The 14442-nt window shown below is 63.9% G+C and carries 13 protein-coding genes and 1 pseudogene; 8 read left to right on the top strand and 6 right to left on the bottom strand.

The window, feature by feature from the left end; all coding sequences use genetic code 11:
- Nucleotides 1-72: 72 nt before the first annotated feature.
- The 3 genes from VDP79_RS12815 to mutY are packed head-to-tail and all read left to right on the top strand — an operon-like array spanning nucleotide 73 to nucleotide 2788.
- Nucleotides 73-744 carry a cell division ATP-binding protein FtsE gene (locus VDP79_RS12815; RefSeq protein ID WP_323018569.1) on the top strand — a complete coding sequence of 224 codons (672 nt, stop codon included), beginning with the start codon at nucleotides 73-75 and terminating at the stop codon, nucleotides 742-744.
- A complete protein-coding gene (locus tag VDP79_RS12820) occupies nucleotides 741-1649 on the top strand; it encodes a cell division protein FtsX (protein ID WP_323018570.1) in 909 nt (302 codons plus the stop codon). Before VDP79_RS12815 ends, VDP79_RS12820 begins: the two co-directional genes overlap by 4 nt.
- The gene (gene mutY / locus VDP79_RS12825) at nucleotides 1649-2788 is read left to right on the top strand and encodes an A/G-specific adenine glycosylase (protein ID WP_323018571.1); all 1140 of its coding nucleotides are present in this window, start codon (nucleotides 1649-1651) and stop codon (nucleotides 2786-2788) included. The genes VDP79_RS12820 and mutY overlap by 1 nt, the downstream gene beginning before the upstream one ends.
- Before the next feature lie 22 nt (nucleotides 2789-2810).
- On the opposite strand, the gene rodA is transcribed toward mutY, so the two are convergent.
- The 5 genes from rodA to VDP79_RS12850 are packed head-to-tail and all read right to left on the bottom strand — an operon-like array spanning nucleotide 2811 to nucleotide 8498.
- Nucleotides 2811-3953 (bottom strand): rod shape-determining protein RodA, encoded by a 1143-nt coding sequence (gene rodA, locus VDP79_RS12830; protein WP_323018572.1) that lies wholly within the window; start codon nucleotides 3951-3953, stop codon nucleotides 2811-2813.
- Entirely contained in the window at nucleotides 3950-5986 is a 2037-nt protein-coding gene (gene mrdA, locus VDP79_RS12835) for a penicillin-binding protein 2 (RefSeq protein WP_323018573.1), read from the bottom strand. Before mrdA ends, rodA begins: the two co-directional genes overlap by 4 nt.
- A gap of 9 nt (nucleotides 5987-5995) precedes the next feature.
- Nucleotides 5996-6517, bottom strand: coding sequence for a rod shape-determining protein MreD (mreD, locus tag VDP79_RS12840; RefSeq protein ID WP_416233131.1), 522 nt, complete (start codon nucleotides 6515-6517; stop codon nucleotides 5996-5998).
- A gap of 25 nt (nucleotides 6518-6542) precedes the next feature.
- Nucleotides 6543-7427, bottom strand: a complete 885-nt coding sequence (gene mreC / locus VDP79_RS12845) for a rod shape-determining protein MreC (protein WP_323018575.1) — start codon at nucleotides 7425-7427, stop codon at nucleotides 6543-6545.
- Between the two features lie 27 nt (nucleotides 7428-7454).
- Nucleotides 7455-8498 (bottom strand): rod shape-determining protein, encoded by a 1044-nt coding sequence (locus tag VDP79_RS12850; RefSeq protein WP_323018576.1) that lies wholly within the window; start codon nucleotides 8496-8498, stop codon nucleotides 7455-7457.
- Nucleotides 8499-8752: 254 nt separating this feature from the next.
- Between VDP79_RS12850 and gatC the strand changes: the two genes are divergently transcribed.
- From gatC to gatB, 3 genes are read left to right on the top strand one after another with little or no spacing between them, the layout of a single operon-like run.
- Nucleotides 8753-9061: an Asp-tRNA(Asn)/Glu-tRNA(Gln) amidotransferase subunit GatC gene (gene gatC, locus VDP79_RS12855; protein WP_323018577.1), complete on the top strand. Its 309-nt coding sequence runs from the start codon at nucleotides 8753-8755 to the stop codon at nucleotides 9059-9061.
- 4 nt (nucleotides 9062-9065) lie between these two features.
- Entirely contained in the window at nucleotides 9066-10589 is a 1524-nt protein-coding gene (gene gatA / locus VDP79_RS12860; RefSeq protein WP_323018578.1) for an Asp-tRNA(Asn)/Glu-tRNA(Gln) amidotransferase subunit GatA, read from the top strand.
- Entirely contained in the window at nucleotides 10589-12046 is a 1458-nt protein-coding gene (gene gatB, locus VDP79_RS12865) for an Asp-tRNA(Asn)/Glu-tRNA(Gln) amidotransferase subunit GatB (RefSeq protein ID WP_323018579.1), read from the top strand. Before gatA ends, gatB begins: the two co-directional genes overlap by 1 nt.
- 18 nt (nucleotides 12047-12064) lie before the next feature.
- On the opposite strand, the gene pyrE is transcribed toward gatB, so the two are convergent.
- A complete protein-coding gene (gene pyrE, locus VDP79_RS12870) occupies nucleotides 12065-12733 on the bottom strand; it encodes an orotate phosphoribosyltransferase (protein WP_323018956.1) in 669 nt (222 codons plus the stop codon).
- A gap of 97 nt (nucleotides 12734-12830) precedes the next feature.
- On the opposite strand from pyrE, the gene VDP79_RS12875 reads away from it, so the two are divergent.
- Together VDP79_RS12875 and VDP79_RS12880 are read left to right on the top strand one after the other, a co-directional pair.
- On the top strand, nucleotides 12831-13628 hold the full coding sequence (locus VDP79_RS12875; RefSeq protein WP_323018580.1) for a class III extradiol ring-cleavage dioxygenase: 798 nt from the start codon (nucleotides 12831-12833) through the stop codon (nucleotides 13626-13628).
- A 10-nt stretch (nucleotides 13629-13638) separates the two neighbouring features.
- Nucleotides 13639-14431, top strand: a pseudogene (locus VDP79_RS12880) (exodeoxyribonuclease III).
- Nucleotides 14432-14442: the final 11 nt, after the last annotated feature.

The following is a 14442-nucleotide window of genomic DNA, read 5'->3' on the forward strand; positions in this document are numbered from 1 at the left end:
ACCCCCCATCTCGCCGCACGACACGGAATACAATCGGGTCCAACAGGCGCCGGGACCTGGCACAGAGACCTCATGATCGAATTCCAGCACGTCTTCAAATCCTACGGGCGCGGCCGCAATATCCTGGCCGACGTCAATTTTCGCATCGAGCCGGGTGAATTCATTTTCGTCTCCGGCCCTTCGGGCGCGGGCAAATCCACCCTGCTGAAGCTGATGGGCGGACTGGAGCCTGCCAGCCGGGGGGCCGTCACTGTCAACAGCCATCGCATCGACCGGCTGTCGTCGCGCACCCTGCCCTATCTGCGCCGCACTGTCGGTCTGATCCTGCAGGACGCGCACCTGTTGTTCGACCGCCATGCCTTCGACAATGTCCTGCTGCCCCTGGCCGTGCAGGGCCTGGAACCCGACAGGGCCATCACGCGCGCGCGCGCCGCCCTGGAAAAAGTCGGTTTGCGCGGCAAGGAAACCATGCTGCCCATCGAACTGTCCGGCGGCGAACAGCAGCGCCTGGCGATCGCACGCGCCATCGTCGGACGCCCGGCCATCCTGATCGCCGACGAGCCCACCGCCAACTTGGACCACGATAGCGCCACCCACATCATGGATGTCTTTCGCGACTTCAACCAAGTCGGGGTCACCACCCTGATCGCCTCGCACGACACCGCCCTGATGGCCCGCTACGCCCAACGCACCCTGCACATCGACGGCGGCCGTTTCAGCGATCTACCCGGAGTCCGCACATGACACGCTGGCTGCGCTACCACCGTTATGCCCTGCTGGTCGCCCTGCGCCGCCTGCGCCTGCACCCCTTCTCGTCTCTGGCCAACATTATCGTCATCGCCCTGATGCTGGCCGTTCCCATTCTGGGTGCGGCCGTGCTGCAATCCAGCCAGCCCCTGGCCAAGGAACTGGCGGTCGCCCCTGAATTGACCCTGTTCCTGACCCCGGGCACATCCGCCGACCAGCAACAGGCACTGCTCAAACGCCTGCAGGAGCAGGCCGGCGATCGGATCGCGGACGCCCAGTTGCTGCCGCGCGAGCGGGCCATGGCCCAACTGCGCGCCGACCCTGCCTGGGCGCAGGCGCTGGACGCCCTGGCCGACAACCCGCTGCCCGACGCCCTGATTGTCACCCTGAAGGATTCCGACGCACCCGCCCAACAGGCGCGCGAACTGGCGGATGCCTGGCGGCAATGGCCGGGAGTGGAGCACGTTCAACTCGACAGCGAATGGGTACGGCGCCTGGAATCCCTGCTGTCCTTCATCCGCGTCGGCCTGGGCCTGCTGGCCGCTGCCGTCATCGTGGTCGTTCTAGCGACCGTATTCAATACCGTCCGGCTGCAGGCCCTGACCCAGCGCGACGAAATCGCCGTCGCCCGGCTGGTTGGCGCGACCGAATCCTTTGTCAGACGCCCCTTTCTGTATCTGGGCGCCCTGACCGGCCTGGCCGCCAGCCTGCTGGCTTTGCTATTGGCTTGGCTGGCCATGGCGCCTCTGAACACTCTGCTGGGGCGTTTCGCCCAAAGCTACGGTATCGACTGGTCCCTGCATCTGCCCGCCGCAGCGGATCTGCTGCTGTCCGGTCTATTGATCATTCTGCTGGGCGCCGTCGCCGCCCGCCTGTCGGTGACCCGGCACACTCAATTCTGATGGCGGCGGCAGACCCGGCATCCCGCATCGCGGCCTGGCAAAAACAGTCGGGCCGCCACGGCCTGCCCTGGCAACACACACGCGACCCCTACCGTATCTGGCTATCGGAAGTCATGTTGCAGCAAACCCAGGCGGCAACGGTCATCCCCTACTACCAGCGCTTCCTGGAAAAATTCCCCACGGTGACGGACCTGGCGGATGCCCCGGCCGACGCGGTACTGCACGCCTGGGCCGGGTTGGGATACTACGCCCGTGCCCGCAATCTGCACCGCTGCGCCCAAACCGTGCGTGATGCGCACCGCGGGCAGTTTCCCTCTACCGCCGCCGCCCTGGAAACGCTGCCCGGCATCGGTCGGTCTACGGCATCCGCCATCGCCGCCTTTGCCTATGGCGAACGCGCCCCCATCCTGGACGGCAATGTCCGCCGTGTCCTGATCCGCTATCTGGCGTTGGCTGGCGACCCCGGCGCTGCCGCGATGACCCGCACCCTCTGGACGCACGCCCAATCCTGGCTGGATCAGGCCCCTGCCGACCTGGATATGCAAGCCTATACCCAGGGCCAGATGGATCTGGGCGCCGCCGTCTGTACCCGGTCCCGGCCTGACTGTCCACGCTGCCCGCTGGCGCCGGATTGTGCCGCCCTGCGGCAAGGCCTGCAAGACACATTGCCCAATCCCCGCGTCCGGCGCGCCCAGGCCCGGCACCGCTGCTGGATGCTCATCCTTGAATGTGACGGCCGCCTTTGGCTGCAGCGCCGGCCCGCTGCCGGTATCTGGGGCGGCCTGTGGGCGCTGCCGACCTTTGACAGCCGCGCCGCGCTGGATACTGCCTGTTCCCAACTGCCGGCGACGACCGGCGCCGCGCAACCCCTGGCGGCCATTGAACACGTCTTCACGCATTTCCGCCTGTTGATACAGCCCGTGCGCATGCAACACCCAGGGCCTCTATCCGCCTGCCAAACCTTGGCGGACCCGGTATGCAGCCATCAGCAGGCAGCGTCCGAGCAGGCGCGCAACCCGGCGGTGATTCCGGTCCAAGCCGGCGAGTCCGCCTGGGTACCCCTTGGACAATTGCAGACGATCGGCCTGCCCGCCCCGCTCTCGCGCTTATTGTCGGGACTGTACCCGCTCGCCCCTTGAGCGCAACGGGTCAACGCGGCTGTTATCCGGACGAACGCGGCTGATGCGCGCCGATGCTCATCAATAGGCCGCAGGCCACCCCCAGCGTCATCAAGGCGGTGCCCCCATAGCTCATGAAGGGCAGCGGCACCCCGACCACGGGCAGCACGCCCGTCACCATGCCGATGTTCACGAACACATAGACGAACATCATCATGGACATGGCGCCGCCCAGCAGGCGCCCGAACTGAGTGGGCGCTCGCACCGTGATCGTCAGGCCGCGCAACACCATCAAGGCGTACAGCAACAGCAGCGTCACACCGCCATACAGACCGAATTCCTCGGCGAATACGGCGAAGATGAAATCCGTGGTGCGTTCGGGGATGAAGTCCAGATGGGTCTGCGTCCCCTGCATGTAACCCTTGCCATACACCCCGCCGGAACCCACGGCAATCATGGACTGAATGGTATGAAAGCCCTTGCCCAGCGGATCAGACCCAGGATTCAGCAGCACGCAGACCCGGTATTTCTGATAGTCGTGCAGCACCACCCAGTCCACATCGGGCTGGCAGATCTGGTCTTCGTAGGCCACCAGCGTACCCAGACCCAGGGTCACCACCAACGCCACAGGCACCAGCAGCTTGAAAGACAATCCGGCGAAATAAATCACGCAAAAGCCCGATGCCAGCACCAGCAGCGCTGTCCCCAGATCCGGCTGCTCAATGATCAAGGCGGCGGGCACCAGCAACAACACCCCGGCCACCAGAAAATCCAGCACCCGAAACTGCCCGCTGGATTGGCGCTGAAAATACCAGGCCAGCATCAGCGGCACGGCGATCTTCAGCATCTCCGAAGGCTGGACGCGCCCGAACCCGAGATCCAGCCAACGGGTCGCCCCTTTGCTGGTCACGCCGAACAGCATCACCGCCACCAGCAGCAACACCCCCGCCACATACAGAATCGGGGCCATGCGCATGATAAAAGTCGGCCGCATCAAGGCCACGGCCCACATGGCGATGAAGGCAATCAGGAAATTGCGTAGCTGGTCAGCGAAACGCCAGTCTGTATTGCCCACGGCGGAATGCATGGTCGCCATCCCGACCACCGCCATGACAACCAGGAGGATCAGCAAAGGCCAGTCCAGGACCGACAGCATGCGGCGCACGGCCAGCACGATGAGCTTCATGGGGTGTCCTCCTGTGCGCCGTCTTCCAGGGGCGTATCCGCATCCGGCAGGGGGGCGGGTTCAGGCGCATCCTCGTCATCCGGCGCAGGCGACGCGTCAGGCGTTCCCTGGCCCGGCTGTGCGGCGGCGTTCATCGTCTGATACGCAGCCTGTTCCGTCTGCCACTGCAGCTTGCGCTGGGCGATCCGGCGGGGATCCAGCCAATAATCAAATACCGTCCGTGCGATCGGCGCCGCCACCGACGCCCCCCAGCCGCCGTTTTCCACAATGAGCGCGACAGCGATCTGCGGATCATCCACCGGCGCGTAGGCCATGAACAAGGCATGATCGCGCAGGCGTTCGTCCACTGCGTGCGCCTTGTATTTGGCGCCTCGCAGACTGTAGACCTGTGCCGTACCGGTCTTGCCCGCCGCCTGGTAGGGCGCCCCCGCAAACGCTCGCCGCGCCGTGCCTTTGTTGATCACATCGACCATGGCATCGCGTACCACCTTCAGATTGGCGGGTTTGAGCGGGATCGTGTACTGCGGCGCCAGCACCGGATAGGTGAAGCGCCCGCTCAGGGGATCTATGATGCGGCGCACCAGGTGCGGCCTCATGTAGGCCCCGTCATTGGCCAGCACCGAGGTAGCCTGCGCCAGCTGCAGCAAGGTGAACGCGTTGTAGCCCTGCCCCACGGTCACCGACACGGTCTCGCCCTGGTACCAATGCTGCTGTTCCGGTTTCTTATAGGTCTTGCGCTTCCAGGCCCGCGACGGCAGCACCCCGCGCCGTTCGCCATCCAGATCGATACCGGTGATCTGACCAAAACCGAATTGCTTGCTGAAATCATGCAGGGCATCGATATCCATCAGGGCGCCCAGCGAAAAGAAATAGGTGTCGGACGACACGACAATCGCCCGGTGCATATTGGTCGGCCCGTAGACGGCGCCGCCCGCATTGCGAAACCGCTGCCCCGCCAGCTCGAAATAGCCCGGATCCGGCACCAGGTCCTGCGCCCTGCGCAGCCCCATTTCCAGGGCGGCCATGGCCACGAATGGCTTGTAGGTCGAACCGATCGGATAGGTGCCGTACAAGGGCCGATTGATCAGCGGATGGTCTGGCGAATCATTGAGCTTGCGCCAGTTTTCCACGTCGATCCCATCGACGAACAAATTGGGATCAAAGGATGGCGAGGACACGAAAGCCAGGACCTCACCAGTGTGCGGGGCAATAGCCACCAGCGCCCCGCGCCGGCCATCGAACTGCGCCTCGGCCAATTGCTGCAGCCCGGCATCCAGGGACAATTCCAGGTTCGACCCCGGGACCGGATCGGTACGGCTGAGTTCGCGCACCGGCCTGCCGGTGGCCGTGACTTCCAGTTCCTCGACGCCAGTGCGGCCGTGCAAGACACTTTCCCAGGTCTTTTCGATGCCTTTCTTGCCCATGACCATGGTGCCCCGGTAATTGCCCTCCTGACCGGTGTCTTCCAGATGCTGCTGATCTTCTTCCGATATCCGGCCCACGAAACCCAGCACATGCGCTGCCGACTCATGCAGCGGATAGGACCGCACCCAGCGGGCCTCCAGGCTGACCCCCGGGAATTCAAAGGCATGCACGGCAAACCAGGATGCCTCGACATCATTCAGGTTATTGCGCAACAGCACCGGCGCGTAACGGCCGCTTTGCTGGTAGAGGCGCAGAAACTTACGCTGATCGCTGTCGCTGATGTAGACCAGTTCCCGCAGCCGATCCAGCAGGTCTTCGACATTGCCCCGGACCTGCGCGCGCGTCACCAACAGTGTGTAGTCCCGCTGGTTGGTGGCCATGACTTCACCGCGGCGATCAGTGATCTGGCCACGCCGAGGCGGGACCGGCACGATAGTGATGCGGTTCTGATCGGCGCGCGCCGCCAGATTGTCATAGCGCACCACCTGCAGATACCACAGACGGCCAACCAGCAGCAGCAGGCACACCAAGGCGCATATCCCGGCCACCCAGGCACGCAGCAATACGGTCTGCCGCTGATGCAAACCGGTCTTGCGGAATTCAAACATGCCAGACCATCACACCGACCCTGCGTCGTCGCCATCCAGTCGGCGCTGGGGCAGCAGAAGCAGCACGTCAGCCAAAGGCAACAATGCACCGGTCGCCAGCGCTGTCCACAGCCAGTCCCAGCCGACCCATTCGCCATTGAGCCAGGCGCCCAGCAACCGGGATACCAGGGCCGCCACAACGAAAATCGGCACCAGATGCAGGGTATGAACCCAGACATTGAAATGCCGCAGGCGCCCGTGCAAATGTAGGATTCCATAAATGCACAGGACGTAGTTCAAGGCATGCAACCCCAGCAGATTGGCATCATGCACATCCATCAGCAGCCCCAGCACAAAGGCCGTCAGCAACCCCACCCGCCGGGGCTCATGCAGGCACCAGAAGGCCAGCACCAGCAGCAGCATGTCAGGCACGGGCTGCCACAAGCGCCAGGGCAGCAGGGACGCCAGCCACATCAGCGCCAGGGATCCCCAAATCAGCAAAATGGACGAAGGCCGATGGAAAGGCGCGGCATCCACCGGCTGCAGCGACATCAGCGAGGACCTGCCGACAGGCTGTTTAGGGCTGACCAAGGGCACGTTCGATCTCCTCGGGTTTAGGCACTTTCGACACATCGACGCGCAACACCAGGAAGTGGCGGTAGCGTTCGGGGTGTGACAGGGGTTCGGCCAGCGCCATGGCAAAGCCGGTGCCAGGATCCCGGTCGACTTTTTCTACCCGGCCAACAGACAATCCCGCCGGAAACAAGCCGCCGATTCCGCTGGTGACCAGCGTATCACCGGGCTGCACATCCATGTTGGCGGTCAGATAGCGGACTTCGAGCTTGCCGACCTCGTCGCTGCCAAAAGCGATCAGGCGCAGGCCATTGCGCAGCACCTGAACGGGGATGGATACCTGATCGTCAATCAGCAATGCGGCTTCGGATGTAAAGGGCGTCACGTGGACGATCTGCCCCACGACCCCGCCCTCGTCGATGACCGGCATGCCGGGCTCGATGCCCGCGTTGGAGCCTTTGTTGAACACCAGACGGTGGCTGAAGGCATTGGGCGGCACGTAGAAGACTTCGACCGCCACTGACTGCTGTGAAATGGATTCGGAGACCTTCAGCAGGCGACGCAGCTGTTCGTTTTCTGTCGTCAACTGGGCGGCATGCGTGACCAGCTGCGCCATCTCGATCTGCTGCCGACGCAGCGCGTCTTGCTCTTCGCGGGCCAGCGTGGCCGCATGCGACCAGCTGTTCACGTATTCCATCGCCTCGCGCGGCGCCAACACCAGCCGCTGAAACGGATAGATGGCGACCGACAGCGCCTGACGCACCGGATGCAGCACCGGCCAATGCGCATCGGTCACGATCAGCGACAAACAGACGGTCAGCAGCAGGGCCAGGCGAATCTCGACACTGGGCCCCCGTTTGAAGAGTCTGAGCGTCCCGGGTTCACGCATGGCGGGCAAGGATCGGCGTGCGCCCGATCAATCGTAAATGAACACCCCGCCCAGGCGCTCGAGGTGTTCCAGCGCCTCGCCGCAGCCACGCACCACGCAGGTCAGCGGGTCTTCGGCCACAACCACGGGCAGTCCGGTTTCTTCTTGCAGCAGGCGGTCCAGATCGTGCAGCAAGGCCCCGCCACCCGTCAGGGCGATGCCCTTGTCGGTGATGTCGGCGCCCAATTCCGGCGGCGTCTGTTCCAGGGCGGTTTTGACCGCCGAGACGATCTGGTTCAAGGGATCGGTCAAGGATTCCAGGATTTCGTTGGAGGACACCGTGAAACTGCGCGGCACCCCTTCGGACAGATTACGGCCCTTGACCTCGATTTCACGGATTTCAGAACCGGGGAAGGCCGAACCGATTTCCTTTTTGATCAATTCAGCGGTGGGCTCGCCAATCAGCATGCCGTAATTGCGGCGGATGTAATTGATGATGGCCTCGTCGAATTTATCGCCGCCGACCCGCACGGAACCCTTATAGACCATGCCACCCAGGGAAATCACGGCGACTTCGGTGGTGCCCCCGCCGATATCCACCACCATGGAGCCGCTGGCGTCCGAGACCGCCAGCCCCGCGCCGATGGCGGCGGCCATGGGTTCTTCGATCAGGTAGACCTGGCTGGCGCCGGCGCCCAGAGCGGATTCGCGGATGGCGCGGCGTTCGACCTGCGTCGATCCGCACGGCACGCAGACGATGATGCGCGGGCTGGGGGCCAGCATGCTGCGCGGATGCACCATGCGGATGAACTGCTTGAGCATCTGCTCGGTCACGGTGAAATCGGCGATGACCCCGTCCTTCATGGGACGGATCGCTTCGATGTTGCCAGGCACGCGGCCCAACATCTGTTTGGCCTCGCGGCCGACAGCCTGGATGATTTTTTTGCCGTTGGGGCCGCCGTCATGGCGGATGGCGACGACCGAGGGTTCGTCGAGCACGATGCCCTTGCTGCGGACATAGATCAGCGTATTGGCCGTACCAAGGTCAATCGCCATATCGCTGGAAAAATAGCTGCGTAGAAATCCGAACATGGGCGCACTAATGAAAAGGGGATGAAATGTGATTTGCGCACGTAGGGCCCAGTGTCACCGACGATCAACCGCCAGCACGGCGGGCACAGGCCAGGCAAGCCGCATGGAATCGGTAATGATAACTTATAATCCTCTGTGGACATGCCTGAAATTAAGGGGAAAGTTTTGCAAAACACCTGCTTTCCTCATTTTGGACACATCCACACACACTCATCCGGCTGTCGTCTCGGCGGCGGCCTCTCCGGCAAGACGACATGGCACTGACCGAACAGGACATCGCCCGGCTCGCACGGCTCTCGGGCTTGCGACTGGATTCCACTGACCAATCCCGCGCTCACCAGGAACTGAACCGCATCCTGGGTCTGATCGAGGAATTGCAGGCCGTGGATACGACCGGCATCGAACCCATGGCTCATCCGCTGGCAGCCCACCAGAACATCGCCCTGCGTTTGCGCGACGATACGGCCAGCCCGGCCCAGTCGACCGCCCAGCGCGATGCCTGCCTGCAGAATGCGCCGGCGGCCCACCAGGGCCTGTTCCTCGTCCCCACCGTCATTGAATGATGCCATGACCCAGCTTTCAGAATTTCGCAGCATCCAGGCGCTGAGCGACGCCCTGCGCGCCCGACGCATCAGCGCCACAGAATTGGCGACAGACGCCCTGCAGGCCGCCCGCGCCCATACCGATCCGAACGTCTTCCTGCATATCGACGACGCGCTGACCTTGACGCAGGCCCAGGCAGCCGATCAAGCTCTGGCCAGCGGTCAGGCAGGTCCCCTGACCGGCATTCCCATCGCGCATAAAGACCTGTTCGTCACGCGCGGCTGGCGCACCACGGCGGCCAGCCGCATGCTGGCCGACTACGTCAGCCCCTTCGACGCCACGGTCGTGGACCATCTGCGCCAGGCCGGCGCCGTCTCGCTGGGCAAGCTCAGTTGCGACGAATTCGCCATGGGTTCGGGCAATGAAAATTCGGCCTTCGGGCCGGTGCGCAACCCCTGGGACGCGGAGCGCATCCCAGGCGGGTCGTCGGGCGGCTCCGCCGCCGCCGTGGCGGCAGGCCTGGTGCTGGGCGCCACCGGCACCGACACCGGCGGCTCGGTGCGCCAGCCCGCCGCCTACTGCGGCGTCAGCGGCATCAAGCCCACCTACGGCACGGTGTCGCGCTACGGCATCATCGCCTACGCGTCCAGCCTGGACCAGGCCGGCCCCTTGGCCCGCAGCGCCCAGGACCTGGTGCCGCTGCTCGACACCATGAGCGGCTTCGACCCCCAGGATTCCACCAGTCTGGAATCCTGCGACGGGCAGGCCAACGCCGCGGGCCGCGTCCAGGCCGCCTTCGACACCGCCCAGTCTGCCTTCCAGGCCAACGGCAAGCAGCCCCTCCAGGGTCTGCGCATCGGCGTGCCGCGTGAATTCTTCAACGAAGGCCTGTCCGCCGACGTCGGCGCCGCCATCGAAGCGGCGCTGCAGGTCTTCGAATCCCTGGGCGCGGTCCGGGTGGATATTTCCCTGCCCCGCACCCGGCTGGCGATCCCGGCCTACTACGTGATCGCCCCGGCGGAAGCCTCCAGCAACCTGTCGCGCTACGACGGCGTACGCTACGGCCACCGCGCCGCCAGCTACACCGACCTGGCCGACATGACCAGCCGCTCACGATCCGAAGGCTTCGGCGACGAAGTGCGCCGCCGCATCCTGGTTGGCGCCTATGTGCTGTCGCACGGCTATTACGACGCCTATTACCTGCAGGCTCAGCGCGTGCGGCGCATGATCGCCGATGACTTCCAGCAGGCGCTGTCCCAGGACTGCGACGTCATCATGGGCCCCGTCACACCCAACGTCGCGCGCCGTATCGGCGACAACCGCCAGGACCCCATCGCCGACTGGCTGGGCGACATCTATACCCTGGGCGTCAGCCTGGCCGGCCTGCCCGGCATGTCCATCCCCTGCGGCTTTGGCGGGGACTCGGGCCGCCTGCCCATCGGGCTGCAGGTCATCGGCCGCTATTTCGACGAAGGCCGCCTGCTGGCCCTGGCCGACCGCTACCAGCAAGCCACCGACTGGCACCAACGCACACCGGAACACGCATAATGGATTGGGAAATCGTCATCGGGCTGGAAACGCACGCCCAACTGTCCACACAGTCGAAAATCTTTTCCCGCAGCAGCACGCGCTTTGGCGCCGAGCCCAACACGCAGGCCAACGCCGTGGATATGGCGCTGCCGGGCTCCTTGCCCGCCATGAACCGGGGCGCGGTGGAACGCGCCATCCAGTTCGGTCTGGCGATCGGCGCCCAGGTGGCGCATCGGTCCGTGTTTGCCCGGAAAAACTATTTCTACCCCGACCTGCCTAAAAACTACCAGATCAGCCAATTTGAATTGCCGATCGTGGTTGGCGGCCAGCTGTCCTTTTTCGTCGGCGAACAAGAACACACGATCAATCTGACCCGCGCCCACCTGGAAGAAGACGCCGGCAAGTCCCTGCACGAGCACTTCACCGGGCCGCACGGCGAATCCTCCAGCGGCATCGACCTGAACCGCGCCGGTACGCCGTTGCTGGAAATCGTAACCGAGCCGGAAATGCGTTCAGCGGCCGAAGCCGTCGCCTACGCCCGCACCCTGCACGGCCTGGTGGTCTGGCTGGGCATCTGCGACGGCAATATGCAAGAAGGCTCTTTCCGTTGCGATGCCAACGTGTCGGTGCGCCCTCGCGGCCAAGTCGCATTCGGCACGCGCTGCGAGATCAAGAACCTGAATTCCTTCCGCTTTCTGGAACGCGCCATTCAATACGAAATTCGCCGCCAGATCGAGCTGATCGAGGACGGCGGCAAGGTCGTGCAGGAAACCCGCTTGTACGATGCCGACCGGGATGAAACCCGCAGCATGCGCACCAAGGAAGATTCCGACGACTATCGTTATTTCCCCGACCCGGACCTGCCGCCACTGATCGTGTCATCGGAATGGATCGAGCAGGTCCGCGCCACGCTGCCGGAACTGCCGGCGGCGAAACGCGCCCGCTTTGAATCGGACATGGGTCTGACAGCCTACGATGCCGCGCAATTGACACTGCACCGCGCCATCGCCGATTACTTCGAAGCGACCGCTGCCGCCCTGCCCGCCGACCAGGCAAAACAGGCCGCCAACTGGATCTTGGGCGAATTGTCTGCCGCGCTGAACCGCGACAGCCTGGATATGGCTCAGTCCCCTGTAGCGCCGACGCAATTGGCGGCGCTGATCGCCCGCATCCTGGACGGCACCATTTCCACGAAAATCGCCCGTGATGTGTTTACAGCAATGTGGGCGGGGGAATCAGGCGGTGATGCGGATGCGATCATCGAAGCCAAGGGCCTGCGCCAGATCAGCGATACGGGCGCCATCGAAGCCATGATCGACCAGGTGCTGGCGGCCAACCCCGCCATCGTCGAGGAATACCACGCCGGCAAGCAAAAGGCGTTCAATTCCCTGGTGGGTCAGGTGATGAAAGCAGCCAAGGGCAAGGCCAATCCGCAGCAGGTGAATACGGTACTGAAGCAGAAGCTGGACGGGTAGTTCTTGCCGCTTAAGAACTCAAATCCCATACCGATCCCGATAGGCCCTCACGGCCTCCCGGTATTCCGCCAACGCCGCGTCCCCTTCCAGCAACGTCATCACATCCACCAAGGATGCAATGCTGATCACCGGAATCCCGTAGGTCTGTTCCACATCCTGCACCGCCGAATGCGCAGACAACGCCCCATCGGCCCCTGCGCGTTCCATCCGGTCCAGCGCGATCAGCACCGCTGCAGGCTGAGCGCCAGCGGCGCGAATCAGAGCGACGGACTCACGCACTGATGTTCCGGCGGTGATGACATCGTCGATGATCACCACCCGCCCCTGCAAAGGCGCTCCCACCAGCACACCGCCCTCGCCGTGGTCCTTGGCTTCTTTCCGGTTGAAAGCGAACGGCGCCGAATGTCCCGACACGCCAGGCTGAGCAGCCAGCGCGACGGCGGTGGTCGTCGCCAGGGGAATGCCCTTGTATGCCGGACCGAACAGCATATCGAACCCCAAACCGGCATCCAGCAGGGCCTGCGCATAGAACTGCCCCAGGCGGCCCACGCTGGCGCCGTCGTTGAACAGGCCGGCATTGAAGAAATACGGGCTCAAGCGCCCGGACTTGGTTTTGAACTCACCAAAGCGCAAAACCCCCTGTTCCAGGGCGAAGCGGACGAAGGCTTGGGCGTGCGAACCGGACATGGCGGTGATCTCGTAATCAGGGAAGGCCACATTATCGGATATTTCCGCCTATCATTTAGCCCTTGAGCCCCCGATACGCAGCACGAAGGAATCCCTCATGCGTCAGCCTGTCTATTTCATCTCCCACGGCGGCGGCCCCTGGCCATGGATGCCGGACCCCGCCAACAACTATGCGGCGCTGACGACGGCGCTGCGAGGCATCCCCGCCGCACTGCCGCAGCCACCGCGCGCCATCCTGATGATTTCGGCTCACTGGATCACCCGGGACCGCCTGAAAATCACCAGCCACCCGCAACCCGGCATGGTGTATGACTATCACGGCTTTCCCGCCGACACCTACGAACTCCACTATCCGGCGCCCGGCTCGCCCCGCCTGTCGGCCCGGCTCAAAGACCTGCTATCGGCCAAAAACATCCCCATTTCCGAAGACTCCCGGCGCGGCTACGATCACGGCGCATTCGTCCCTGCCTACATCATGTATCCCAAGGCGCAAATCCCCATGGTGCAGCTGTCGATCGAGGCCGGCTTCGATCCGTCCTGGCACCATGCGCTGGGCGCCGCCCTGCAGCCCTTACGAGACGAAAACATCCTGATCGTCGGCAGCGGGCTCAGCTTCCACAATCTGCGCAGCTTCGGCCCGGCAGCGCGGGAGCCCTCTGCGCTGTTTGACGCATGGCTGCAGGAGGCCCTGGTCGACACGACGCCCGACCAGCGCCAGGATCACCTGCGGCACTGGGACGACGCCCCCGCTGCCCGCATCTGCCACCCCATGGAAGACCACCTGACGCCGCTGTTCGTGGCCGACGGAGCGGCAGGCAAAGACACCGCCAGCTGTTTTCACCACGAAACCGAATTCTTCGGCGGGCTGACGATCTCCAGTTTCCGGTTCGGATAAAAGGACACCCGTGCTACGCATCACCTCACTGAACGTCAACGGCATCCGCTCCGCCCATCGCAAGGGGCTGGCGGATTGGCTGCAAGCTCAGCACCCCGACATCGTCTGCCTGCAGGAAATCAAGATCCAGGATGCCGATCTGGTGGACGAACTGCGCCATCCGGACGGCTATACGGGGCATTTTCACCATGCAGAAAAAAAAGGGCTACAGCGGCGTCGGACTGTATCTGCGCCAAGCCGCCGACGCTGTCACTATCGGCATGGACTGCCCGGAATTCGACGCCGAGGGCCGCATCCTGCGGGCCGACTGGCCGGGCCTGAGCGTGATCAGCGCCTATCTGCCATCCGGGTCCAGTGGCGACGAACGGCAAGCCGCCAAATACCGTTTCCTGGATCACTATGAACGCTGGCTGGACGGCCTGATGCAGGAACACCGGACCAGCGGACGCGAATTCGTGATCTGCGGCGACTGGAATATCGCTCACCACGAAATCGATTTGAAGAACTGGAAAGGCAATCTGAAGAACAGCGGTTTTCTACCCGAAGAACGCGCCTGGATGACCCAATTGCTCGATCAGCGCGGCTGGGTGGACGTCTACCGCCGCCTGCACCCGGACACCGAGGGCGAGGCCTACACCTGGTGGAGCAATCGCGGGCAGGCCTGGGCCAAGAACGTCGGCTGGCGCATCGATTACCACATTGCCACGCCAGGTATCGCGGCTCTGGCCCAGACAGCCACCGTCTACAAGGATGAACGCTTCAGCGACCACGCCCCGCTGACCATCGACTATGCCATGCCATGATGGCGCCCATG

This window comes from Castellaniella sp., assembly GCF_034675905.1.
Classification (GTDB): domain Bacteria; phylum Pseudomonadota; class Gammaproteobacteria; order Burkholderiales; family Burkholderiaceae_B; genus Castellaniella.

Coding starts and splice junctions, on each gene's coding strand:
- VDP79_RS12875 (WP_323018580.1), top strand. CDS start 12,831: ATGCGTCAGCCTGTCTATTTCATCTCCCACGGCGGCGGCCCCTGGCCA.
- VDP79_RS12820 (WP_323018570.1), top strand. CDS start 741: ATGACACGCTGGCTGCGCTACCACCGTTATGCCCTGCTGGTCGCCCTG.
- pyrE (WP_323018956.1), bottom strand. CDS start 12,733: ATGTCCGGTTCGCACGCCCAAGCCTTCGTCCGCTTCGCCCTGGAACAG.
- gatC (WP_323018577.1), top strand. CDS start 8,753: ATGGCACTGACCGAACAGGACATCGCCCGGCTCGCACGGCTCTCGGGC.
- rodA (WP_323018572.1), bottom strand. CDS start 3,953: ATGAAGCTCATCGTGCTGGCCGTGCGCCGCATGCTGTCGGTCCTGGAC.
- gatA (WP_323018578.1), top strand. CDS start 9,066: ATGACCCAGCTTTCAGAATTTCGCAGCATCCAGGCGCTGAGCGACGCC.
- VDP79_RS12850 (WP_323018576.1), bottom strand. CDS start 8,498: ATGTTCGGATTTCTACGCAGCTATTTTTCCAGCGATATGGCGATTGAC.
- VDP79_RS12815 (WP_323018569.1), top strand. CDS start 73: ATGATCGAATTCCAGCACGTCTTCAAATCCTACGGGCGCGGCCGCAAT.
- mrdA (WP_323018573.1), bottom strand. CDS start 5,986: ATGTTTGAATTCCGCAAGACCGGTTTGCATCAGCGGCAGACCGTATTG.
- gatB (WP_323018579.1), top strand. CDS start 10,589: ATGGATTGGGAAATCGTCATCGGGCTGGAAACGCACGCCCAACTGTCC.
- mreD (WP_416233131.1), bottom strand. CDS start 6,517: ATGTCGCTGCAGCCGGTGGATGCCGCGCCTTTCCATCGGCCTTCGTCC.
- mutY (WP_323018571.1), top strand. CDS start 1,649: ATGGCGGCGGCAGACCCGGCATCCCGCATCGCGGCCTGGCAAAAACAG.
- mreC (WP_323018575.1), bottom strand. CDS start 7,427: ATGCGTGAACCCGGGACGCTCAGACTCTTCAAACGGGGGCCCAGTGTC.